The organism is Alteromonas sp. H02 (assembly GCF_059682525.1).
This window is the reverse complement of sequence record NZ_CM185021.1, coordinates 3,835,736-3,859,999: the sequence shown is the minus strand read 5'-3', so window position 1 is coordinate 3,859,999 and position 24,264 is coordinate 3,835,736. Positions and strand designations below refer to the sequence as shown.

12 protein-coding genes and 2 pseudogenes are annotated in these 24,264 nt (G+C 47.6%); 10 read left to right on the top strand and 4 right to left on the bottom strand.

Translation table 11 applies throughout. The annotated features are described in order from the left end of the window. Window positions 1-6: 6 nt before the first annotated feature. The 9 genes and pseudogenes from AC566Q_RS17915 to traN all read left to right on the top strand — a co-directional run bounded on the left by AC566Q_RS17915 (window position 7) and on the right by traN (window position 16,242). Entirely contained in the window at window positions 7-798 is a 792-nt protein-coding gene (locus tag AC566Q_RS17915) for an undecaprenyl-diphosphate phosphatase (protein WP_499609004.1), read from the top strand. A gap of 135 nt (window positions 799-933) precedes the next feature. Continuing rightward, the gene (locus AC566Q_RS17910) at window positions 934-4,833 is read left to right on the top strand and encodes a non-ribosomal peptide synthetase (protein ID WP_499608998.1); all 3,900 of its coding nucleotides are present in this window, start codon (window positions 934-936) and stop codon (window positions 4,831-4,833) included. A gap of 102 nt (window positions 4,834-4,935) precedes the next feature. Then, window positions 4,936-7,917 (top strand): Tn3 family transposase, encoded by a 2,982-nt coding sequence (locus AC566Q_RS17905; protein WP_278343597.1) that lies wholly within the window; start codon window positions 4,936-4,938, stop codon window positions 7,915-7,917. 90 nt (window positions 7,918-8,007) lie between these two features. After that, window positions 8,008-9,564 (top strand): annotated as a pseudogene (traC, locus tag AC566Q_RS17900) (type IV secretion system protein TraC); the annotation flags it as partial. After that, window positions 9,557-9,904, top strand: coding sequence for a hypothetical protein (locus AC566Q_RS17895; RefSeq protein WP_015066569.1), 348 nt, complete (start codon window positions 9,557-9,559; stop codon window positions 9,902-9,904). The pseudogene traC and the gene AC566Q_RS17895, both read left to right, overlap by 8 nt. Next, complete coding sequence (locus tag AC566Q_RS17890; RefSeq protein ID WP_015066570.1) at window positions 9,888-10,400, top strand: S26 family signal peptidase; 513 nt, start codon at window positions 9,888-9,890, stop codon at window positions 10,398-10,400. Before AC566Q_RS17895 ends, AC566Q_RS17890 begins: the two co-directional genes overlap by 17 nt. A 7-nt stretch (window positions 10,401-10,407) precedes the next feature. Next, window positions 10,408-11,535, top strand: a complete 1,128-nt coding sequence (locus AC566Q_RS17885) for a TrbC family F-type conjugative pilus assembly protein (RefSeq protein WP_289108732.1) — start codon at window positions 10,408-10,410, stop codon at window positions 11,533-11,535. Continuing rightward, window positions 11,519-12,547, top strand: a complete 1,029-nt coding sequence (locus tag AC566Q_RS17880) for a TraU family protein (RefSeq protein ID WP_024008827.1) — start codon at window positions 11,519-11,521, stop codon at window positions 12,545-12,547. The genes AC566Q_RS17885 and AC566Q_RS17880 overlap by 17 nt, the downstream gene beginning before the upstream one ends. A gap of 2 nt (window positions 12,548-12,549) precedes the next feature. Continuing rightward, window positions 12,550-16,242, top strand: coding sequence for a conjugal transfer protein TraN (traN, locus tag AC566Q_RS17875; RefSeq protein WP_499608988.1), 3,693 nt, complete (start codon window positions 12,550-12,552; stop codon window positions 16,240-16,242). Window positions 16,243-16,383: 141 nt separating this feature from the next. On the opposite strand, the gene AC566Q_RS17870 is transcribed toward traN, so the two are convergent. Together AC566Q_RS17870 and AC566Q_RS17865 are read right to left on the bottom strand one after the other, a co-directional pair. Beyond that, window positions 16,384-18,060 (bottom strand): UvrD-helicase domain-containing protein, encoded by a 1,677-nt coding sequence (locus AC566Q_RS17870; RefSeq protein ID WP_015066574.1) that lies wholly within the window; start codon window positions 18,058-18,060, stop codon window positions 16,384-16,386. Further along, complete coding sequence (locus AC566Q_RS17865; protein ID WP_273604200.1) at window positions 18,057-19,133, bottom strand: ATP-dependent nuclease; 1,077 nt, start codon at window positions 19,131-19,133, stop codon at window positions 18,057-18,059. The genes AC566Q_RS17870 and AC566Q_RS17865 overlap by 4 nt, the downstream gene beginning before the upstream one ends. 147 nt (window positions 19,134-19,280) lie before the next feature. On the opposite strand from AC566Q_RS17865, the gene AC566Q_RS17860 reads away from it, so the two are divergent. After that, window positions 19,281-22,259, top strand: a complete 2,979-nt coding sequence (locus AC566Q_RS17860) for a Tn3-like element ISShfr9 family transposase (protein ID WP_273604201.1) — start codon at window positions 19,281-19,283, stop codon at window positions 22,257-22,259. A gap of 91 nt (window positions 22,260-22,350) precedes the next feature. On the opposite strand, the pseudogene AC566Q_RS17855 reads toward AC566Q_RS17860, so the two are convergent. Further along, window positions 22,351-23,127 (bottom strand): annotated as a pseudogene (locus tag AC566Q_RS17855) (Tn3 family transposase); the annotation flags it as partial. 17 nt (window positions 23,128-23,144) lie between these two features. Beyond that, a complete protein-coding gene (locus tag AC566Q_RS17850; RefSeq protein ID WP_123323549.1) occupies window positions 23,145-24,245 on the bottom strand; it encodes an ISAs1 family transposase in 1,101 nt (366 codons plus the stop codon). Between the last annotated feature and the right edge of the window lie 19 nt (window positions 24,246-24,264).

Below are 24,264 nucleotides of genomic sequence, written 5' to 3'. Positions count from 1 at the left end.
AATACATTGAGTGTATTAGAAATAATAGTATTAGCACTTATCCAAGGATTGACTGAATTTTTACCTGTATCGAGTTCGGGGCATTTGTTGTTCCCCAGTTTGTTGTTAGGCTGGAAAGAGCAAGGGTTGGACTTCGATATAGCCGTCCATTTCGGTAGTTTACTGGCTGTCTGTGTTTATATGCGAAAGGAAGTTGCTGGTATTTTTTTCGCTTGGTGTAATTCCATTGCTGGTAAGCAAAGTCAAGAGAGCAGGCTTGCTTGGCTTATCCTAGTGTCGACCCTGATCTTTGGATTTGCAGGTATTTTGGTCAAAGATTACGTGGACAGTTATTTGCGAGAGACATGGGTTGTTGCTACAACCACGGTTTTTTATGCACTATTACTCTGGGGCGCAATTGTTTATGCCAAAGAAAATCAATCCCTGAATGACCTGGGCTGGAAGTCCATATTGGTTATTGGCATTTCTCAAATATTGGCGGTAATTCCCGGCACATCAAGGTCAGGGATCACAATAACAATGGGCATATTTCTCGGACTCAATAAAACCGCCTCCGCAAAATTCTCATTCCTTTTATCTATACCAGTTATTGCATCAATGGGGATCTATTTGTCACTAGATCTAGCTACCACTGGAACAGCCGTCGATTGGCAATCATTAGGACTTGGAGTGTTATTCTCTTTTGTGGCGGCTTTTGCCTGCATTTCGGTTTTTATCTCGCTTCTGAATAGAATCGGTATGATGCCATTCATAATTTATCGTTTGTTATTGGGTGCCGTTTTATTTGCGTTGATTTAAAGGAACATTATTAATTTAGTCAATGCCGTACGGTTTATAAATCACCCTCGGGAGATAACTGTTATTAAGCGTTAATTTTGTAAGAATGCCAGGTTCATCTTGCGGTGACGACATATTGATGGGAATAAGGAAATTATGCTTCTGCTAGATAATGTGTTGCAAGAGTGTGTTGAGAAAGGCGTCACTTTTACCATAGAAAATGAAGAAAACTTGAAAATCACTTGTGCATCAAATCAATTGGATGCGGCACTGATAGCAAAAATAAAGGAAAAAAAAACAGAAATTATTTATTGGGTGAAAAGCGAGGCTTACCAGCGTCCGGTGAGACTACCAAAAGGTCTGAACACAGGTCGTCTTTCTGCTGGGCAACAGCGACTATTGTTATTGGAACAACTGCAAGGCAGTTCGGCACTTTACAATATGCCAATAGTATACGAGGTCACTGGTGAACTAAATGTAAGAGTCGTCAATAAGGTGCTTGATGAGATAATTAATCGCCATCACATCCTCCGTACCGTTTATCAGATGCAGGATGGGGAAGGTTTACAACGTATCAAACCATCGGTGCCTTTTGAGTTAACCCGATATGATTTTTCATCACTAACCGGCAATGCACGTGACAAAGCCGCTTCAGATTGGGTGATAGAACAAACCTTAAAACCTTTTAACCTTTCGCAAGATTTGATGATAAGAGGGGGATATTTACACTTCGGCGGAGAGGGAACCCGGGCGTCCGGTATTCTGCATCTGAACATACATCACATCGCTTCTGATGGTTGGTCTATGGGCATTCTGGAACAAGAGTTCTTGTCTTTGTATAAGGCGTTTACGGAAGGCAAGCCTAATCCGTTACCACCTCTGGATATACAGTATATCGACTATGCACATTGGCAACGCTGCTGGTTACAAGGCGATAGGCTTACCGGCCAGTTATCTTATTGGCGTGAAACGTTGCAAGATATGCCATTGCTTCATAGCCTGCCGTTGGACAATGTGCGTCCGACTGTTAAACAGCCCGTTGGAGAACAGGTTTCCAGCCAGTTACCTGCAAACATAGCGCAGGGCTTATTGGCAGTGGCTAAACGTAATGGACTTACCATGTTCATGTTAATGCATGGCGCTTTGGCATTGTTGTTGTCGAGGCACAGCAACCAGTCTGATATAGTTATTGGTACACCTATTGCAAATCGCCTGCAGACTGAGCTTGAGCCGCTCGTCGGTTTCTTTGTCAATACATTGATATTGCGTGTCGATACTAAGCATTCGGAGTTGGCGGGTTTCCTGGCCCATGTCAGGCAGGTTCACCTGGATGCCCAGTCAAATCAGGATGTGCCGTTCGAGCAATTGATGGGGATGTTAAGTATGCCTCGAAACCGCGCTTATACGCCTGGTTTTCAAATTATGCTTACAACAAATTCGGATTACGGTTTGTCTGCAGGTAAAGAAAGCGCTGCATTTGATGTCTCTGGTTTGAATTTGACGCCATACGATAGCGGCGCAACAGTGTCGAAATTTGATTTGGAAATTGTGATCAGTCATTCCGAACAAGGAATGTTACTCCACTGGATTTACGACAAAGCCCTTTTTAACACCAAGCGCATTGAGAAATTGAATGCTCATTTAGGGGAGGTGTTATCTCAGTTGGCTTCGGGTAACGTTGGAAGATTAAGTGAATTAGACTTCATATCGCAACCGGAGCGACAGTATTTACTGGAAACGTTGAATAATACCAGGACGGATTTCCCGAAGGACAGGTGTCTTCATGAGTTGTTTGAGGCGCAAGTAGTAGCCCGCCCACAAAGCGTGGCGTTGCTACATAATGGTGACATGCTTACCTATGGCCAGCTCAACCAACGTGCCAATCGATTGGCCCATTACCTGATTGAGCAAGACGGTACTGCACCGGACTCGCTGGTTGGCATTTACCTAGAGCGCTCCTTTGAGATGGTAATTGCGATATTGGCGGTATTAAAAGCAGGTAAAGGGTATGTTCCGCTGGGGCCGGATGCGCCCCAGAAACGTCTTCAATATATGCTCAGGGACACCGGTGTGACACTGGTATTAACCTGTTCTGCGTTGGCAACACGTTTGCCGGCGCAACAAGTGCGCTCAGTTATGCTCGATGGCCTAGGCGATACTGCGGATAAGGTGCCTCAGGAATTTGCCGGGTTCGCCGCAGATAATCCGGACAAGCAGGCCGTGGCAATGAACGCAGCCAATCTGGCTTATGTGATCTACACCTCGGGTACGACAGGCCAGCCCAAAGGTGTGATGGTGGAGCATCGCAGTGTCATCAATACGCTGCTGTCGCTGACCAGAAGTTATGGTTACAGTAGCGATGAGGTTGGCATCTTGTTGTCCAGTTACACCTTTGATGCATCTGTGGAGCAGATGTTTCTGGCTCTGAGCAATGGTGGCCGCTTGGTGTTGCCTTGTGCTGATGATATGCATGAACCGACTCGTCTCAGAGAGCTGATTGTCAGGCATCAGGTCAGTCACCTGAATAGCACGCCTACTTTTCTTGCGGCGCTGTTGACTGATAGGGAGTTGCCGGGCCTGAATCGTGTCATTTCCGGTGGCGAAGCATTAACCCAGTCGCTGAGAGATTTGGTCAAAGATAAACTGGTGAATGTCTACGGCCCCACCGAAGCTAGCATTTCCTGTGCCCGCACAGCGCTGAACGTTGCGCATCCAAACAGCATTGGCAGGCCAATTGATAACACGTCATTTTTTATCCTCAACAGTGCACAGCAGTTGTTGCCAACCGGTGCCATAGGCGAGTTATATATTGGTGGAGCAGGGCTGACGCGGGGGTACCTCAACAACCCCTCGTTGACAGAAAAGAGTTTTATCACCAACCCCTTTTACGATGAGCGCGTTGCTGGCAGCAGCAAAAGGCTATACAAAACCGGAGATTTGGTGCGTTACCTTGACAATGGCGAAGTGGAATATATTGGGCGCGTGGATGAGCAGGTAAAGATCCGAGGATTCAGGATAGAGCTGGGAGAAATTGAGTATCAGTTGTCGCAGCAAGCGTCAGTTGCTTCGAGTCTGGTGTTAGTCAAAGAAACCAGTGGTGGAGACAAGAAATTGGTGGCGTATGTCATTCCTCAGGAAGAGGTGGAGGATCGTTTCCAATGGCAGTCGGCATTGAAGGCATCACTTTTGAACATCTTGCCGGAATATATGGTTCCGGCTTTGTATGTGTTAGTCACAGAGTGGCCGTTAACACCGAGCGGAAAGTTGGATAAACTAGCCTTGCCACAGGTAGAAGTGACGTCCCTTGGTGACTTGGTTAAGCCTGAAACAAACACCGAGCGAGTAGTGGTTGAAATCCTTTCTGAACTTTTGGAAATTGATGCAGATTCAATCAGTACATCGGCTAATTTCTTCGAGTTAGGGGGACATTCATTACTGGCGTTCAGATTTGTGGCTGAGATAAGGAACAAATTGTCGGTTGAGATACTAGTCAGTGATGTTTTCGATAGCATGACATTAGCAAATTTGTCCACTGCCATTGATAACTCATGTGAACAAACTGCCAGGCCTCCCATTGTCAAACGCAAGCTGGGGGGGGACTCCGAAATACTGTCCTATTCGCAACAGCGCATGTGGTTACTCAATCAACTAAGTAACAATCCTGAACAATATAATATGCCAGCCACGTATAAGGTGTCGGGCGAGCTGGATATCAACATCCTGAACCGGGTAATGAGTCAGATAATCGAGCGCCATGAAATCCTTCGCACTGTCTATGAAGAGTATGACGGGCAAGGACGTCAACGGGTATTGCTTGCCCCTGTATTTGAAACAAAAACATACGATTTTTCATCTCTGTCTGGTGAGCATCAGAGAACGGCAGTATACCAATGGTTAACCGAAGAAAGCCTCAAAACTTTTAACCTTGCTCAGGATCTCATGGTTAGGGGCAGTTATTTGCATTTGGGCGGCGAGGGAGATTCATCAGAAGGAGTTCTTCATTTGAACATACACCATATTGGGGTTCTAGGGATTTTCCCCTCTAAAGTAACATAGAACGCTACAGGTATTATATTATATGGTCTGTGGCGGTGGGTTACCTTCCAATATTCTGCCATCTTATATAAACACCATCAATCATATTGGCGTTTATTCATCATGGCAATTAGTAATGAACTCTCGATTCTGACTCAGGCAGAACAACGAGACTTGTATTCAGCACCTCAGTTTTCTATTGAGGAACAACGTTTGTATTTTTCGCTAAACGATGTAGAACAGGCCGAATGCCGTACTATCAGGCTTACTAAACATCGTTGTTATTTCGTGGCGCTTCTGGGCTATTTTAAATCTAAGCCAGTGATCATTGCTCCGAGTTTCCGTGATATCAGTATCGACATGCAGTTTATTGCCTCCCAAATTCAAAGAGGTAAAGGGATCAGGCCTTTCAGTGTCAGTAAAATGCAGCGTGACCGTATTTACTCAAGGATACTGCGTCTACTTAATTACAATAAGTGGAATGAAAAACAGCACCTCAATGCTCTGTGCCACCACCTGGTTTACATTGGTCATGCCTGGCTGGAGCCTCGACACCTCTTTGATGCGGCCATTGAATACCTTGCCAGCCATAACATTGCCATTCCTAAGTACTCCGTGCTTCAAAGACTGATAAGCCGCACAATGCAACAGGTCAGAAAAGACCTGACGCTCCAACTGAATCAACTTACCAGTAATGAACTTAACGTCTTTCTGGACAACATAATCACTACTAAAGACGACGGGCTGAGTCTGAGCCATCTCAGGGGTGGTGCCAAAAGTCTGACCGTGCCTGAGCTTAAAAAAGAGCTCGCCATTTACCACCGGTTAGCACCATGGCACACGCAAATAAATGACGTTGTGGACAGGCTCAATCTGTCGCTAAAAAATCGACAACACTTCAGCGGCCTTATTGATTACTACGGCAGTAAAGTGCGGCGCTTCAAACGCTCACAGCAGCACCTGTGGTTACTGTGTCATCTGACAGAGCGCATGCAACTTGCACTGGAGCGCCTGACGGATGGGTTTGTTTACCATATCCGAAAACAACAGGAAGCCGCCAACGCCTTTGCACAACAAGCAGTGTTCCTGTCCTGGCAGTCAGCTGCGGACAATGTCACGAAAGCGGCAGAGCTACTTCACCTGTTTGTTGACGAGAATATTGATGACAATCAGCCCTTCTCAGTAGTCAGACAACAGGCATTGAAGGTCATGAATGACAGGGATATCCAGACCCTCTGCCTTTACCTGAAAAAACAGAAACGGACCGTGGAAGAGTACCAGTGGCAATATTATGACGAACAACGAAACCTTCTGGAACAGTTGTTAAGACCAGTGTTCCTGTGCCTTGAATGTGAGGCCGGTAAAGGCTCAGAAGCCGTCGTCGCCCAACTTCAAAAGATGCAAACGGAAATTGTATCCGGTGAATCACTGATGACAATGGATACGTCGCTTATCCCCAAAAAGCACCTCCCATGGCTGGTGAAACAGGATAACGTTAATCCGCAACGTTATGAATGGCTGCTCTACCGGCAGTTAACTTCACGACTGAACGGACGTATTTATCTGTCAAATGTCACCAAATACCGGGCACTGGAAGACGACCTGATCCCCCAAACATCGCAGGATGCACTGCTGGAGTCATCAACGCTGGACAGACTAAAACAACCTGTTGACGCATTGTTACAGGAGAAACAACATCGACTGGAAAGCGCGCTCAAAGACGTGGCGTGCCATATTGATGAGGGAGATAATCGCAATGTAATCATGAAAAATCGCTCGGGCACCCGCTGGCACCTGCCAACAAAAGGCGCTACATCTCTGGTCAACAATCCCTTCTTTAAGCGAATGCAGCCAGTCGGTATCGCGGATGTCCTGCGGTATGTTGAGCGCGAAACCGGGTTTATGCGATGCCTGACACATGTGCTGCCAATACAAAAACAGGGAACTACTCATCAGGATGATTTACTGGCCATTCTGATTGCTAACGCCACTCACCGTGGTGTGTATGGTATGGCGCAGATCTCCGACCGCAGTTATGAACACCTGAGTACAGTACAGGCTAACTATATCCGACCTGAAACGCTGCATGATGCCAGCGACGTGATCAATAATGCGGTGGCTTCATTACCCATCTTCCGCCACTACCATATTCAGGAGGACCAGTTGCACGCCAGTGCGGATGGTCAGAAATTCGAAACGCATCTGGAAACGTTTAAAACCCGGTATTCCTCGAAGTACTTCGGTACCAATAAAGGGATCACGGCCATGACCCTGGTCGCCAATCACAGCGCGCTGAATGCACGGATAATCGGCTCCAACGAGCATGAATCACACTATATCTATGATCTGTTGCAATCCAACAGCAGCGATATCAAACCTGACGTACTCTCGACAGATACACACGGTGTCAATCACGTCAACTTCGCTTTATTGGATCTATGCGGCTACAGCTTTGCACCGCGATACGCGCAATTTAACAGCGTCATCAACGATCTGTTTGAGGTGACTGAAAATGAACAATGTAACACCATACTGGCGCTAAAGAAGCCTATCAGAACGAATGTTATTACAACGGGATGGCAAGATATCAGGCGTATTGTTCTGTCACTTCAGACAAAGCGGACGACACAAGCAATGCTGGTGAGAAAGCTGTCTGGTTACCCTTCTGGACACCCAATATTACAGGCTCTGACGGAGTATAATCGACTGGTTAAAGCGCAATATTTACTTGACTACATCGACGATGCCAGTTTGCGGCAGTATGTGCAACGTGCCCTGAACCGGGGAGAAGCATGGCACTTCCTTAGACGAGCCATTGCGTCGGTGAATGGTGATCAGTTCCGTGGCAAAAACGAGTCTGAAATCGCTATCTGGAATGAATGCGCAAGATTGCTTGCCAATGCGCTCATCTACTTCAACTCCGCGATACTGAGTCATCTTCTGGGACACTTTGAAGCGACAGGTGATGAAGAAAAAGCGGCTATCACTCGTGCTGTTTCGCCCGTTGCATGGCAAAATATCAACTTAAGCGGGACGTATAACTTCACCAATACCGGAAAATTGCCTGATATTAGTGAAATTACGAAGCCAATCGTGGATGATTAAGCTTGGAAACGAAAGTAACCCACAGCTGGAGGCTATATAATACAAAGCCTGTAGCATTCTATGTTACTTTAGAGGGGAAAATCCCTAGAACCCCGTTTAGAGACGAAGCGTCAGTGGGCGGTCAATCAGGCCTATGGCCCGATGCTCAAGTTTGTGCCGGTGCTTGCAGCCAAGAAAAAGAGATTTGATGTTCTTTTTGAAGCTTTGCAAGAAGGTGATCGTCCTATTCGGGCAAATATGACTTTGACGCTGTTTTCCCCAACGGAAGAAGCGTCCATCAGTTCTGTTTCAAATGCTCGAACCTATTTCAAAGAACTCGGATTTGAGCTGATGGAAGACAAGTACTTCTGTTTGCCCATTTTTCTGAATGCCCTGCCATTTGGTGCCGACCGCCAGGCGATGAACGACTTGTTTCGATTCAAGACCATGGCGACACGGCATGTGATCCCTCTGTTGCCTTTGTTTGCGGATTGGAAAGGCACTGGCACGCCGGTGATTAACTTTGTTTCCCGTAATGGCCAGATCATGAGTGTGTCCCTTTATGACTCGGGCAGTAATTACAATTGTTGCATCGCGGCGCAATCGGGATCGGGTAAGTCATTCCTGGTGAACGAAATCATCTCCTCCTACCTATCAGAAGGCGGGCAATGCTGGGTGATTGATGTTGGCCGCTCTTATGAAAAGCTGTGTGAAGTCTATGACGGTGAGTTCTTACAGTTCGGGCGAGACAGTGGCATTTGCTTAAATCCGTTTGAAATCGTTGAGGACTATGACGAAGAAGCGGATGTGTTGGTTGGGTTATTGGCCGCAATGGCCGCACCTACGCAGTCATTAACCGATTTTCAGATGGCAAACCTAAAGCGTCAGACCCGTGAACTGTGGGAGAAAAAAGGTCGTGCCATGTTGGTTGATGATGTGGCAGAGGCTTTAAAAAATCATGAAGACCGACGTGTGCAAGACGTGGGTGAGCAGCTCTATCCGTTTACGACACAGGGCGAATATGGCCGATTCTTTAATGGCCACAACAATATTCGCTTCAAAAACCGTTTCACCGTTCTGGAGTTAGAAGAGCTTAAGGGGCGTAAGCATCTACAACAAGTAGTGTTGCTTCAGCTTATCTACCAAATCCAACAAGAGATGTACTTAGGTGAGCGGGATCGTCGCAAGATTGTGTTCATTGATGAAGCTTGGGATCTGCTGACTCAAGGTGATGTCGGTAAGTTCATTGAGACGGGTTACCGTCGATTTCGAAAATATGGCGGCAGTGCTGTAACGGTAACGCAGTCGGTCAACGATTTGTATGACAGCCCAACAGGTAAAGCCATCGCTGAAAACTCGGCCAATATGTACCTGCTTGGCCAAAAAGCTGAAACCATCAACGCGCTCAAAAAAGAAGGCCGCTTGCCACTAGGTGAAGGCGGCTATGAATACCTGAAAACGGTTCATACCGTCACGGGTGTCTATTCCGAGATTTTCTTTATTACCGAAATGGGCACCGGGATTGGCCGCCTCATTGTCGATCCGTTTCACAAGCTGTTGTACTCGTCCCGTGCAGAAGATGTAAACGCGATTAAACAGTTAACGCGCAAAGGCCTTTCTGTTGCTGATGCCATCTCTCAGTTGTTGAAGGAGCGAGGCTATGAATAAGACCACGCTTTGGCCATTTATGGCCTCTATTACTTTGTCTATTGCAGGCAGCGGTTTAATGACCAGCTGGCTCTTAATGAAAACACTCGAACCCATCCACAGCCAGTTGGCGTTAAGTACGCCCATTGCAGTCGTAGATTTTGGGGAGGCGGTGTTGTCACTGGGCCCCAATGCCAGCGAACAAGACATCGAATCCAGGTTGCTTCAGACCAATCAGCAAATTGAAAAGTTAAAAACAGCCGGTTTTATCGTGCTGGATGCCCAAGCGGTGGTGGGTGCTGATGATTCCGTATTTGTGCCAGTAGGCTCAAAGGAGGTGTCTCATGCAGATACTCCGTAAAAGAATGCCTTGGCGGCCATACCTCATCCGGTTGACTGTTCTTGCGTTAATCATGGCCTTGGTAGGCACCTACGCCATGATGCGCTACCGAATAGGTATTGATACCCAGCAAGAGCGCTGCCTGCCTGATACCACGGTGTATCTGATTGACCTATGGAATAAAGAGCCCGTTAAGGATGGTTTGTATGCCTTCCACTCAAAAGGACTTGCTCCGTTATATAACGACGGTACTCGGATGCTGAAACGCCTAACAGGGATGCCAGGGGATGAAGTCAAGGTGACGCCTGAGCATGTACTGGTGAATGGTGCTGAAGTCTCTACCGGCATGGCATTAGCCCAGCGTCTTGGTGTGGCTGAAACAGAATTTAGCCGCTCATTGACGCTGCAAGAAAACGAGTATTGGTTTTCCGGCGAGGCTGCAACGAGTTTCGACTCCCGCTATTGGAACGCCGTTAAGCGCGAGCAGATTGTCGGTCGCGCTTGGCCGCTTTGGTAGGAGGTAGATGATGCAAAGACTATGTCTCTTATTTTTGTTGGTTGCGCCATTGGCTTGGGTTCAAGTGTCCTGGGCACAAGAGCCTTTTCCGTTGTCTGACGAAGACAAAAAGATCGTCGAAATGAGCCGCAGCATTTTACAAAGTGCTGTGGATGGTTCATCTGAATTTATTGAGCCTTTTGCACCGATTGAACAACCTGCGTCGCTCAAACACAACGATGAATGGTTGATTTTTGCGTCGTCTTCACTGGGAGATTCGTCACTGAAGCAGCTATTTAAAGAGGCCAGTGCTACCGGCGCTATTGTGTTGTTTCGGGGAATTCCTGAAGGAAAGACCTTGGGGGCGGCTATCCGTGATTGGCATACGCTGATGACGGGGCTTGATCCTGTTCCTCAGGTTCGAATCGATCCGAAAGCCTTTGTGCACTGGCGGGTGACTAGCGTGCCTGCCATTTTCCGCATAGAAGATGACAAGGTGACTGCAAGTGCACTAGGGGTTTACAGCAACGACTGGTTGCAGCGTCAAATTGAAACAGGCAATACCGGTTCATTGGGTCAACGCGGTCCTATTCATTCCATTTTAGAACCGGATTTGATGCAAGTGGCGATGCAGCGTTTACAGTCGATTGACCTGGGCGCATTAAAGAAAAAAGCCATTGAGCGTTTCTGGTCTCGCCAAACTTTCACTGACTTACCCAAAGCCACGCAGTATCGGATAAGAATGGTTGATCCAACCATCGTCATGAAGCGGCCACTATTGGATGCCAATGGCCGAACATTGATCCCAGCAGGAACGCGTATTAACCCGCTAAAAGCCTTGCCGTTTACTCAGCAGCTTGTGGTGTTTAATGCGTCGAACGCTGAAGAAGTGGACGCAGTTGCGCATTGGCTTGAGACGCAAGATAGGACACTGCGCCGCATTACGCTTATCACCACGCAGCTCGACCGTACTCAAGGTTGGAATAGCCTCAATGCGCTCGAAAAGACATTGGACAGTCCGGTTTACCTTCTCAATGCCTCGCTAAAGCAGCGCTTTGATCTGCAAGTCACCCCATCGTTTGTTCAAGCAAAGGGGCTCGCGTTTGAAATAGAAGAAATTCCAGCAAAGGAGCTTGTTCATGAAAAAGCTCAATAATACGTATCGTCTGTTGCGGACTCTCGTTGTCATGTTTGTCCTGGGCGCATCTATTTCTGCTAAAGCCGAACTGACCTGCCCAGACGCGGGTTTATTGTCCGGTAAGTTGCTGACGGATGTTTGCTGGTCATGCATTTTTCCTATCCGGGTTGCAGGTCTTCCACTTGGCTCTGGCAGTGTCCCAAGCGGCGCATCAAACAAGTCGTTTTGCTTATGTGAAGACAACTTAGGTGTGCCAAGGCCAGGTATTGTTACCAGCATGTGGGAGCCAGCGCGTCTGATTGAACTGGTCAGAACGCCGGGTTGTTCGCCTTCACTGGGAGGGATTCGCTTACCGTTAGGTGATAGGCGATTGCAAGGTGGTCATGGTGAAGGTGAATACGATACCGGTGATCTTGCTTTCTATCATTACCATTATTACGCCTTTCCGCTTTTGGTCATGCTCGATTTGTTCATGGATGGCAATTGCAATGCCGATGGTTACATGGATTTTGACTTGATGTATTTGTCGGAATTGGACCCAACATGGCTGAACGATGAACTGGCCTTTTTTACTCAGCCTGAAGCGGCTGCCGTTGCCAATCCATTGGCTATATCTGCTTGTACCGCTGACGCTGCATCATCAACGCTTGGTAAACCTATCGACCAGTTGTTTTGGTGTGCTGGCAGTTGGGGCCATCTCTACCCGTTATCTGGCCACACCTTAGCTTTTGGCTCATTAGCAGAAAACACCAGCCATTTAGCGGCGCGTGCAATCGCGGCTCAACACAGGCGTGGTCTTGCTAGGCGAACAATGGGGAACAGTGCGCTATGCCGACCTGTTATCGAACCCATGCTGCCGAAATCCCAATACAAGATGAGTATGTTCTTTCCTGTACCAGAAACTGAAAGTGCTCATGTTATCGGTGAAAGCACCATGAAATGGGGAGAGTGGCGAACGATCCCAGGTGCCGGTGAAGATGCGCTCTACATTTTGTGGCGCTGGCAAGACTGCTGTAACTCGGGAGGTTAACCATGAAACCAATATTTTTTACCCGAGTGTTAGCGGGTATTTTATCTATCACTATGGCGTGCCTGCCCTTACATGGTGTGGCCGCTGATGTGCAGCGCCAATCCGGTCTAAGCGGACAACAGGAAGGTAAGCAATTGCTGCAAAACTGGACGATGCCCGCACTCAATGGCAATACATTGTCGGTGCCGAATGGCAGTGGCAATGAGTCCATTAACTTGCAAGAGCTTTTCCCTGGTATGGATCAGGGCTCATTGGATGTCTTAACGGGCGTTTATGGCTCTGATACCAGCATGAATCAATTGGGGACGCAGCGCCAAGAGAGCATGGCATCCGAAAGTGGCGCTACGGGTGAGGCGTTTCGTTCGCTACAGCAAATCAAAGACAGGTCTCGGCCAGATATGGTCAATGATCCGCTTTGGGCATTAACTGATGCGGTTCAAACTGACCCCAATCTATTAACCCAAAGCTTCCCCGGCTGTGAGTCTCAAGGTGAAGGCAGCCCAAATTACCAGCAATGTGACAGGCTCAATACAGCGGTTAACAGCTGCACGATTACTCACGATTACACGGCAGGCATCATTGAGCATGTTTCAGGGCCGATGAACCTTCGCTCTTGTGGTGAGGGGTGTCTTGAAGTTTGGATAGGGCGAATTGGTGACAACTACTGGAGTGGCCGTTGTAAAGTATTTGAACAGGCCATCACACTCAAAGTCGTGAATCCCGATGCGATTACCTCAGCCGTACTTGAGTACGCCAAATGGGATGACTACATGCAAGTGTGGCTTGGTGATCAGAAAGTCTGGTCTGGGCCGAACAATAACTTTCCACCAGAAACGGCAGGTCGTTGCGAGCTCAGTACCAGTTGGGAGCGCAATCCAAATACCGATCTCACTGCCAAGCTAAAAGCGGTAGAACCAGGTTTAGAAGTGCCGGTAAAAATTCGCGTATCGGTTACGGGTAGTGGTGAGGGCTATGCACGCATAAAGGTGCGCTTTGATCCAACCAAGGTAGTGATGAATGATAGTTGGTCGCCACAATCCTGTATCGAACAAGCAGCGGATATCCCAACGAAGTTTTCAGACTACAGCATTCAATGCACGGATCAGCCGTCTTCAACCAACGGATGTACGGTGGTCAATGGTGTTTCAGTTTGTGAATCCTACTTTGCCCCTAGCCCTGTGGCTGGCATATCGCCTTTGTGTCGGCGTGTACAAGTCAGTGTGGATGATGAAAGCTATAAGGGGATTGAAAATCAGGCCTGCCAAGTGCTTGAAGCGAATCCTTCCTGTGGATTCATGTCGTCAGAATGTGCCGAGACCAATGATAAAGGTGAATGCATTCGTTTTACCGATACCTATGACTGTGGATTGCAAACCAGCGATCCAAAGTGTGTGGTATCCAACCTTATGCCAAGTAGTTTTGAGGCCTGTGAGCCTACTCAGACGATTACGCCATTTACTGAAACCAAGCATGTACCGGATTACCAGGTGTGCGAGAAGATCAGCACGCTTACTCAGTGTCAGTTAGAACGACGTGTATCCGCTGAAACCCATCAACAAAGCTGGTCCATTGAGCGCGGTTGCTTTAGCTCTGAAACGCTCAGCTTTGTTCCACAGCACAGCAGTACCATGCAAACTGGAAACGCGACGCTGAGAGTGTTTGATAATCAAAATACTGAGATAAAAATCACCGAGTCGCCGTCCAAGGCAAATGGCTGGAAAACGACACTCTCATTGACGGGCAACAAGGAGACGGTCACAGAGACGAAACCGTCCATTAAATACCCTGAAATGACCTGTCCAAAAGGAACCTTGGTTGGCTCATTGTGCAAGGTCGTTAATGGGTCGATTATTTCGTGGCATGAACCGCAGGAAGTCACGCGTTCCAGATGTGAGTCCGGCTGGAACAAAGTCGATTTCGATACTTGCAGCCGAGAAGTTCAGAAGTGTTTGGCTCCTGCGAAACTGAGTGCTTCCTTGACCTTCTCTGGCAAATACTTAGAGCAAGACGTTGTTCATCAATCAAGTGATCCGGGCATAGACCAATGCTTGATGCAAACGGATCAGTTCACTGCGGTGCAGTGGCAGTGTTTGGATACGGGCATAAAACGAATCGACGGGTTAACAGTTGGTAGTGGCGAGTTGGCCAATCTTGGAAGCCTTTATCCGACGGTTGTTTCGTCTCCTGCTCATTTAACCAGTCGTGGCAGCTCTGATGGACTGGGGCTCTCATGCTGGAGGGCAAAAGCGACCTACAATGCTTCGACTGCTCATCCAGAATTCAACATGGGCAGCTCAGATAGCTGGGTAGATGCCAATGGTAATACACAAACCATCGTCAATAACGGACAAAACACGACCACCAATACGTGTGCCGCGCTGGAGCAAAACCCGGCCTGCCAGTATGTCAGAACCGAATGCACTGAAGGCGGGGCTGGTCATGAAGGCTTCTGTTATATCCAAAGTTTGGTGTATGACTGTGGACAAAGCGTTGAAGTGCAAAATGCACGAATGGAAACTCAATACAACTGTGAGGGGCCAGTTCGCTGTATGGGCACAGATTGTTTAGAGCCAGAGTCAATCAAGCAGGCTAACTTTGCAGAGGCCGCCGCGATGCTTAATGCGGCGCAGTTTATGACCAATGATATGTCATGCACGGGAGCTGATGGCCAAGATAACGTCGAGTGTACGGTCTTTAAAGGTAATGCTGGCCAGTGCAAAAAAGCCGTTGGCGGTATAGTGGATTGCTGTGAAAAGCCAAGTGGCGTGTCGTTATCGGATTACATCACAATGATTGTGGCGGTCAACAAGCTTGATACGGCAGTCATGGCCATGAATCCGTCGTCGGCAATCTATGGTTCCTGGAATACGCTTAGGGAGCCAATCACGAGTACTTGGAGTGCGGTCAAAGAGCCCTTTGTGTCTGCTTGGGACTCTCTTATGGGGGCTGGGCCATCAACGGCTGCTGGCGCGGGAGCGGAGCAAGCTGCGACTGGCTTCATGCAGGTGTTGACCAACAAAACGGCTGAATGGGTAGGTACGACCTTTGGTTCGGGGGCGCAATCGGCACTGTTTAGTAACGTTGGTGGCGCAGTTGGAGCCGATGGTGTCGTTTCGGGTGGTAACTTTGCGCTGGGTGGCGCTGCGGGCGCGGTTCTGAGTACGGTTATGACGGCCTACATGATTTACTCAGTCACCATGATCCTCATTCAGCTTATCTGGAAATGTGAGCAGAGTGAGTTTGAGATGAACGCTAAGCGGGTATTGAAGAGTTGCCACTATGTGGGCTCTTACTGCAAGTCTAAGTTCTTAGGTGCCTGTGTTGAGAAACGGCAATCATATTGCTGCTTTACTTCGCCGCTTTCACGGATCATTCAAGAGCAAGTGCGTCCGCAATTGGGCCTTGGCTGGGGCAGTGCGAAATCTCCAAACTGTGAAGGATTGACCGCGAGTCAGTTAAACCAGGTGGATTGGAGCCAAGTCAATCTGGATGAATGGATAGGTATCTTATCGATAACAGGCAACCTACCCGAAGTACCGTCACTGGATCTGGAAAGACTCACAGGCTCAGGAAGTACGCTAAACGTTGATGGAAATCGTCAGAGTGCCGCAGACAGAGCCCTTGAACGGCTAAACGGAATGGATGCCCAGAAACTGCGTCAGGAGGCGACGGAGGAAATTTCGGGGAATAACTAGAAGAAAAAATCTTTGTCAGCTCCAGTATATTTTGGAGCTGACATCGCGCTAGATGTTGCATTATATTTAGTAAAGAGAACGTTTTTGAGGACGGTTTATGGCTTTGCAAGTTTTGAACTGAGTAGTTTAGCTAATGACTTTTTAAATGTGCGTTAAATCGGTAATAAACTGTGCTGCATATTGAAGATATTCCTGTTGTGGAGTTCGAATTACATCCCATCTTTTAGCATAGTTAAGGGGCCTGTCGCGTTGTTTAGCGTATGTAAGAACAAGCCGACGCTTGGCACGGGATACACCAACAAAGAAAGCACACAGATTAGAATCTTGATCCCCAAAAAATATTTCGTTCTCAACGGCCAAAATTATCGTTGAGTCGAACTCCAATCCTTTGCTCTTATGGATAGTCAGAATACGCACAGCCTGATCATCAGAGAAACGAGTCAAGGCTTGAGGCAAGTCGGGGGTAAGTTCAAGCAATTCTTCAATGCGCGCTTTGGTATCTCCCACAACTTCACCTAATCTGGCATGTGACTCATAGTCAGGCGAGAGAGCAACAAGAGTCTCCATTCCTATTTTCTTCAAAAATCTACACACAGAATCCCACCATCCCGAAAACGGTTCATCCAACAACTCGGCCATGGCGATGATTTTTCGCTGTTCCTTGAAGAAGCTTTGGAAATTTTGCCTGACGCTAGACTGCACCTCGTCATCGGCAAAGGGAATCAATTGATTCATCAGCCGAATCCAGGCTTTGGGCTCTCGCTGGCCATAGAGACAGGACAAATAGTCAACAACGAGCCTTGCGGCAGGTTCGACAGTAATATCCTGCATCTCCTGCTCATTCCGGTACGGTATTCCCCTAACTTCCAATGCCACCATCAGGTGATTGGCGTAAAGATCTAGTTGTTTGGACACTAATACGGCGATTTCGGATAACGGAACCTGTTCATTTCTTATCCACCCGGCAATCAAATCGGCCAAGTACTCAGCTTCACCCTGGGCATTCTCGAATTGCCACGCGAAGACCTCTCCCTCTTCACCAGCAAGTTGGTGATCTGGCATGACGGAAGCCGGATCGAGCACGCGAATTATCTCGTTCTGCATCCGAAGCAGGCGTGGTTTTGAACGAAAGTTTCGGTACATGTTTAATGGGACCGCTGAAAAATCCCTAGCGAACGTTTGGAAAATTCCGTCCAATGCACCTGCCCATCCCATGATTTTCTGCTTGGTATCACCGACAGCAGTGAGACGAATGCTCGTACCTTGGAAGGCTACCTTCACGAGTTCATACTGCTGATCCGTGCAGTCCTGGAATTCATCCAAGAAAACATCGCTGTAAGTTTGGCGTATGGCATTTCTTGCGACAGTGGAGGCCTTAAGAATTTGAATTGCTAGCGGTACAAGATCATGAAATGTAATTTGCCTTTTTGTGACTTTTCTTTCGCCAATCGAATAATCCAGATCAAGAGCATCATTACCAGTAAGCACTACTCGGAAGCGATCAATAATACGCTTTGCAAACGCATGAAATGTGTAGCTATCAAAACGGGAAGCCAATTCTTGTCCACAGCGTTGCTGGATTCGCTCCTTCAAGTTTTTGCTGGCGTCAACTTTGAAAGAGATAGCGAGTATTCTCTTCGGATAACGGCAGGTTCCGGTTCGTAGGAGGAAGTCAGCTCTTTGTGCAAGCATTTCCGTCTTGCCCGCGCCCGGCCCCGCCGTCAGTGCAAGACAGCGCGCTTGTTCCTTCGCAGCCCGCAGTGCATTGGGTTCAAGAGTTAGCCCATCCGAAGGCAGCCATGCATCTACAGCAATCACTCGGGCAGTTCCGCAAGCTTGGCGATCACGGCATCAGTGAGTCGTCCAAATGATTCAGGCATGTTCGCCAGCAAATCCTCGTCGCTTAGTTGAGCGAGAGCTTCGATATGAGCAGCGGGCTTGCTGCCCAGTTTAAAAAGCTTGTGATACGTAGAGAAAAGATTTAACTCGTCATAGCTATATTGGGATGGGTCATGATGGCTCTTGCCTAACACGGCTTTAATTGTTGAGTCATCCGGAACTTCCTGCTGAACACCGTAAGCATCTGGGAAAGCAAGGAGCATTGAAAAATCTAAATCCATTGGAAATGAGAAAAACACACCACGCATTTCCAGCTCTGCAAATACACTCTTAGTGCCGTTTTCAAAGAAGTGGTGGGTACGAACAGGTACTTTGTCATCATTCCAATCTGATAAAGAAAAAGTATTTGGCAGAACTTTTTCAGGTTGATATAAGCCAAGTTGGTTATTTACATACTTTATTCTTCCCCAGCCCGCTTGATATCTGCCCACATCTAAATCGAGAAGGGTCAAAAATGGGATTTGCAGTGCTGATAACAGGCGCCAAAAATGATTGACATGCCTACCTCCAAGCGGAGCAATCGTAACCGCTGATTCATCAACTGGCGCACCCTTTGCTTGGAAAAGGCGCGGTAGTACAATTTCTTCGCTATCCCCTTCACCCAACACAACCAAACGTGAGAAGTAAATCTCAGGGAATGCCTGGACAGCCTCGCGTACAAACTTGTGCGCTTCATCGGTTTTAGCGGGTAATTGGATTTTCGTAATTCTTGATTGCCGGGTTTCGGTAAGTCGAAGATATCGAATATGTTCCGGATCGACACGTCGTAACATTGACGGAGCATGCGTAGCGATTAGGGCCTGAGCATCCTCGTTGCTCGTCATGGAGTTCAGAGCGCTGACAATCCGCCCCAGATAGTGAGGCGAGAGGCTGTTCTCTGGTTCCTCAAGGGCAATCAAAGTAAAGACTGGCGGACGCAATTTTTCTGGGTCAAAAGAGCCGTCCTCACCGGCAAGGACAGCACGCCCAATTGCTTGAGATGAAAGAACCAATGACAGATGGGGTTCTAGGGATTTTCCCCTCTAAAAAGACATAATCCTCTGTAGACCACACCAATAAATGGCTGCGGAGGTGGGTTACTACTTATAAGTGTGGCAAATTAGGTAAATATCGTACATTTAATACGGAACAGCCCTGATATGGCCATCAAAAACGAAATTACTATTCTCACGAGAGCAGAACAGGCAGATCTTTATTCCCCACCCATTTTTTCAATCGAAGAACAACGTCTGTACTTTTCTCTGAACGATGCGGAATTGGCAGTTTTTCGGTCAATTCGTCTCAGAGCTCATAGATGTTACTTTGTCGCGATTTTGGGATACTTCAAATCAAAGCCCGTCATCCTAGATATCGCTTACTCGCAGGTTTCTAAGGATTTAATGTTCATCAGTAAAGAGCTGCTTGGCGGCAAGGGGCTCAGACCATTCACTCCCTCACAAAAACAAAAAGATCGACTCTACGCAAAAGTATTAGACCTTGCTGGTTATCACAAATGGGACGAAAGTCAGCACTTCAATTCTCTTTTCGACCACCTTGTTCAGGTGGGCAATGCCTGGCTGGAGCCGCGTTACCTCTTTGATACTGCTATTGAATTCCTAGCCAGTCACAGCATTGCTATCCCCAGGTATACCGTACTCCAGAGACTGATAAGCAGAACAATGCAGCAGGTCAGAAAAGACCTGGCGCACCAACTTAATCAACTCACCAGTCCTGAACTTCACGTCTTTCTGGACAGCATAACAGCCATTGATGACGGACTAAGCCTGAACCAGCTCAGAGGCGGTGCAAAAAGTCTGACCGTACCTGAGCTTAAAAAAGAGCTTGCCCTTTATCATCAGTTAGCGCCATGGCGCACGCAAATCAATGGCGTTATCGATGGGCTTAATCTGTCTCTTAAAAATCGACAACACTTCGGTGAGCTCATCAACTATTACGGCAGTAAACTCAAACGATTCAAACGCGCACAGCAGCATCTATGGTTGCTATGTCACCTGACAGAGCGGATACAACTGGCACTGGAACGGTTAACTGATGGGTTCATTTACCATATCCGCAAGCAACAAGAAGCTGCCAACACCTTTGCACAACAAGCAGTGTTCCTGTCCTGGCAGTCAGCCGCGGACAATGTCACAAAAGCGGCAGAGTTACTGCATCTGTTTGTGGATGAGAACATTGATGATAATCAACCCTTCTCAGTAGTCAGACAACAGGCATTGAAGGTCATGAATGACAGGGATATCCAGACCCTCTGCCTTTACCTGAAAAAACAGAAACGGACCGTGGAAGAGTACCAGTGGCAACATTACGATGAACAATGCAATCTCCTGAAGCAACTGTTAAGGCAGGTGTTCTTGTGCCTTGATTGTGAGGCCGGTAAAGGCTCAGAAGCCGTCGTCGCCCAACTTCAACAGATTCAGACGGAAATCGCATCCGGTGGACCACTGAAGACGATGGATACGTCGCTCATCCCGAAAAAGCACCTCCCATGGTTGGTTAAACAGGATAACGTTAACCCGCAACGTTACGAATGGCTGCTCTACCGCCAGTTGACTTCGCGACTGAACGGACGCATTTATTTGCCAAATGTTACCAAATACCGCGCACTGGAAGACGACCTGATCCCCCAGACATCGCAGGATACCTTGCTGGCCTCATCAACACTGGACAGACTAAAACAGCCCGCAGAGTTATTGTTACAGGAGCAACAACACCGGCTGGAAAGTGCGCTCAAAGACGTTGCTCTCCATATTGATGAGGGAGACAATCGAAATGTGATCATGAAAAATCGTACCGGTACCCGCTGGCGTCTGCCGACCAAAAGCGCTACATCTCTGGTCAACAATCCCTTTTTTAAGCGAATGCAACCGGTCGATATCGCGGATGTACTGCGGTATGTAGAGCGCGAAACCGGGTTCATGAAATGTCTGACTCATGTACTTCCGATACAAAAACAAGGGTTCACTCATCAGGATGATTTACTGGTCATTCTGATTGCCAACGCCACTCACCGTGGTGTGTATGGCATGGCGCAGATCTCCGATCGAAGCTATGAACACCTGAGTACGGTGCAGGCCAACTATATCCGGCCTGAAACGCTGCATGATGCCAGCGATGTGATCAATAATGCGGTTGCAGCGCTACCCATCTTCCGCCACTACCATATTCAGGAGGACCAGTTGCATGCCAGTGCGGATGGTCAGAAATTCGAAACCCATCTGGAAACCTTTAAAACCCGGTACTCCTCTAAGTATTTCGGCACCAATAAAGGGATCACGGCCATGACACTGGTAGCCAACCACAGCGCCCTCAATGCTCGGATCATCGGTTCCAACGAGCACGAATCACACTATATTTATGACCTGTTACAATCCAACAGCAGTGAAATCAAACCTGACGTACTCTCGACAGATACACACGGTGTCAATCATGTTAACTTCGCCTTACTGGATCTATGCGGTTACAGTTTTGCACCGCGATACGCGCAGTTCAGTAGTGTCATCAATGATCTGTTTGACGTAACTGAAAATGAACACGGCGGCACCAACCTTGCCCTGAAAAAGCCCATCAGGACGAATGTCATCGAAACGGGATGGCAGGATATTAGGCGCATTGTTCTGTCACTTCAGACAAAGCGAACGACACAGGCAATGCTGGTAAGAAAGTTGTCTGGTTATCCTTCGGGGCACCCGACATTACAGGCGCTGACGGAGTATAATCGACTGGTCAAAGCGCAATATTTACTGGATTACATAGACAATGCCAGTTTGCGGCAGTACGTTCAGCGTGCCCTTAACCGGGGAGAAGCGTGGCACTTCCTGAGACGGGCTATTGCGTCGGTGAATGGCGATCAGTTCCGAGGCAAAAACGAGAGTGAAATCGCTATCTGGAATGAATGTGCAAGATTGCTTGCCAACGCGATCATCTACTTCAACTCCGCGATACTGAGTCATCTGCTGGGACACTTTGAAGCGAGAGGAGATGAAGAGAAAGCGGGTATCACTCGTGCTGTTTCGCCCGTTGCGTGGCAAAATATCAACTTAAGCGGAACGTATAACTTCACTAATACTGGGAAATTGCCCAATATTGGCGAAATAACAAGGCCGATAGTGGATGATTAGGCTCCAAGCTGAAAGTAAACCACCTCCGCAGCCATTTATTGGTGTGGTCTACAGAGGATTATGTCTTTTTAGAGGGGAAAATCCCTAGAACCCCAATGTTGGTACCGTAACAAAACACGGTCAGGACAAAACGTAACTCCGGGTCGCTGATACGTGATTCGAAGCCCGACAACGGGCCAAAATGTTTATTCAGGTTCAGCCACTTTTCGACATTGATAATCACATCAAGCAGGTTGATTTTGTCCAACCGATCGCGCAAAAGCGCTCCAATTTCTTCGACTTCAGGTAAGGGTTGATCAGGCTTTGGTTTACCGATAATCAGATTCCCGTTTTCAATACGAACCAGTTCGTCCTCCGGGAATTGGCTGTCAGCTTTCCGGCAGCTCGTTTCCATGGACTTCTTCAGCGTTGTTGTAAATTCAGTATCACCGGCGACGAGCCCTACCTCCTCGCAATAGGTAGGCAACTGCGCTTCGTATTCTTCCCAGGTGATCATCTGCTCCCGGTAATCATCGAAGGTTTCACTGTAGGGAATGAACAAGTCACCGGTACTTAGTTCTTCAGCGATCCGTTCAAACACACACAGCTCAAAACAGGTTTTATTAACCTCCGACACCTGTGCTGATTTGGTTGATTTTCCCGTGACTAATTTCCACCAGCTTTCGCGAATCCAGCGAATATTAATGACATTTCTGGAAGAGGGATCGTTCGGATCGCTTTGAATTGACAGGAACTCCGTGCGACGCTTTTTGTGCGTCAAAATAAACTGGAACGCATTGAGCAAGTCCTTGTCTTCCGTGGCCGATGCCAGGTTGAGTATTTCAATCGTACGAAACAAGGTGGATCGTTGCTTTTTATAGAGTCGAACAGGGCAACCGCATACTTTTACCCAAAAATAAGCTCTGCTCTGAATTCATCGGCCCAGCCAGCCATTTTGAGTTTGCTTCTCATGCTGGCTTTCTTGGGGTGTAAACGAGCCATATTCAAACAAAACCGCCTAATCACTCCGACATTTTCCGCTCCGTCCTCTTTGCGTATTCGGCTATCATCTTCTTTGAACGTCACGTCTAACACCCAGTGGACTTTATTTTCGACTTCCCAGTGTGCTCGGATAGCCTGGTTGACCGCAACGGGGTCAATATCCAGTGAACTGATGTAATATTGCGTTTCAGTGCTCACCTCTTTGTCTTTAAGGTGGCGCTCTCGCTCTATTTTGATAACACTGCGTATACCTTTCCAGTGCTGTGCTTCACTTATCCACTCACTGACTCTTAGTTGCTGGCACCGGCGTACTTCAATTCGTCCATGGCCAGAATCAGTCTGTTCATTACAGGCAATCCAAGCGGGATTATCCCTCTCTACCTTATGGAAATAGGCGGCAATTTCATCGCGTAGTTGTTTGTGGTTGTTTTTGATGCAGAGCACATAATCTGCGTTCTCCGAGCTGATTTTCTCGACTATCTTTTTCTGAGAGTTCATGGCATCTGCACTGATAAGAGCGCCTTTAATATTAAGCGTGTCGAGTAGGTCCAATACCGAAGCATTCTCATTTTTCTTGCCCGATGACTTCAGTTGCGCAAGCACTAAACCTGCATCTTTGCTCCAGGCGGTAATGCTATGTAATGCCGTTTGCTTATCGCCATCGTAGGAATGACGAAGTGTCTTACCGTCGATGGCAATTTGAGGCTTACCCGTTTCAACACGCACTTCATTCACCCAATTCATAAAGGCTTTATTTAATTGTTCAGGGCATATTACTCGAACAATTCGGGCAATGGTATCGTCAACAGGAATGCCGTTTTCAAAGGGACGGTATTGGCGCAACCAATCAAGTTTATCTCGACCAAACACTTCTATATCGCTCCAACCCTCTGCTCCAGAAAGGACTGCACTCACAGTCAGAAATATCACATCAATAAAGTCATGTTGAACATTAATTTGCGTGCGGGGATCGGTAACTTCTGAAAAATGGCTTAGAAAACTCATAATTAACTCGTGTCATCAA

Bases quoted from the DNA above. Each gene is read 5' to 3' on its own strand.
- AC566Q_RS17880 (WP_024008827.1), top strand. From the start codon at position 11,519: ATGAAAAAGCTCAATAATACGTATCGTCTGTTGCGGACTCTCGTTGTC.
- AC566Q_RS17860 (WP_273604201.1), top strand. From the start codon at position 19,281: ATGGCCATCAAAAACGAAATTACTATTCTCACGAGAGCAGAACAGGCA.
- AC566Q_RS17905 (WP_278343597.1), top strand. From the start codon at position 4,936: ATGGCAATTAGTAATGAACTCTCGATTCTGACTCAGGCAGAACAACGA.
- AC566Q_RS17910 (WP_499608998.1), top strand. From the start codon at position 934: ATGCTTCTGCTAGATAATGTGTTGCAAGAGTGTGTTGAGAAAGGCGTC.
- traN (WP_499608988.1), top strand. From the start codon at position 12,550: ATGAAACCAATATTTTTTACCCGAGTGTTAGCGGGTATTTTATCTATC.
- AC566Q_RS17885 (WP_289108732.1), top strand. From the start codon at position 10,408: ATGATGCAAAGACTATGTCTCTTATTTTTGTTGGTTGCGCCATTGGCT.
- AC566Q_RS17895 (WP_015066569.1), top strand. From the start codon at position 9,557: ATGAATAAGACCACGCTTTGGCCATTTATGGCCTCTATTACTTTGTCT.
- AC566Q_RS17890 (WP_015066570.1), top strand. From the start codon at position 9,888: ATGCAGATACTCCGTAAAAGAATGCCTTGGCGGCCATACCTCATCCGG.
- AC566Q_RS17850 (WP_123323549.1), bottom strand. From the start codon at position 24,245: ATGAGTTTTCTAAGCCATTTTTCAGAAGTTACCGATCCCCGCACGCAA.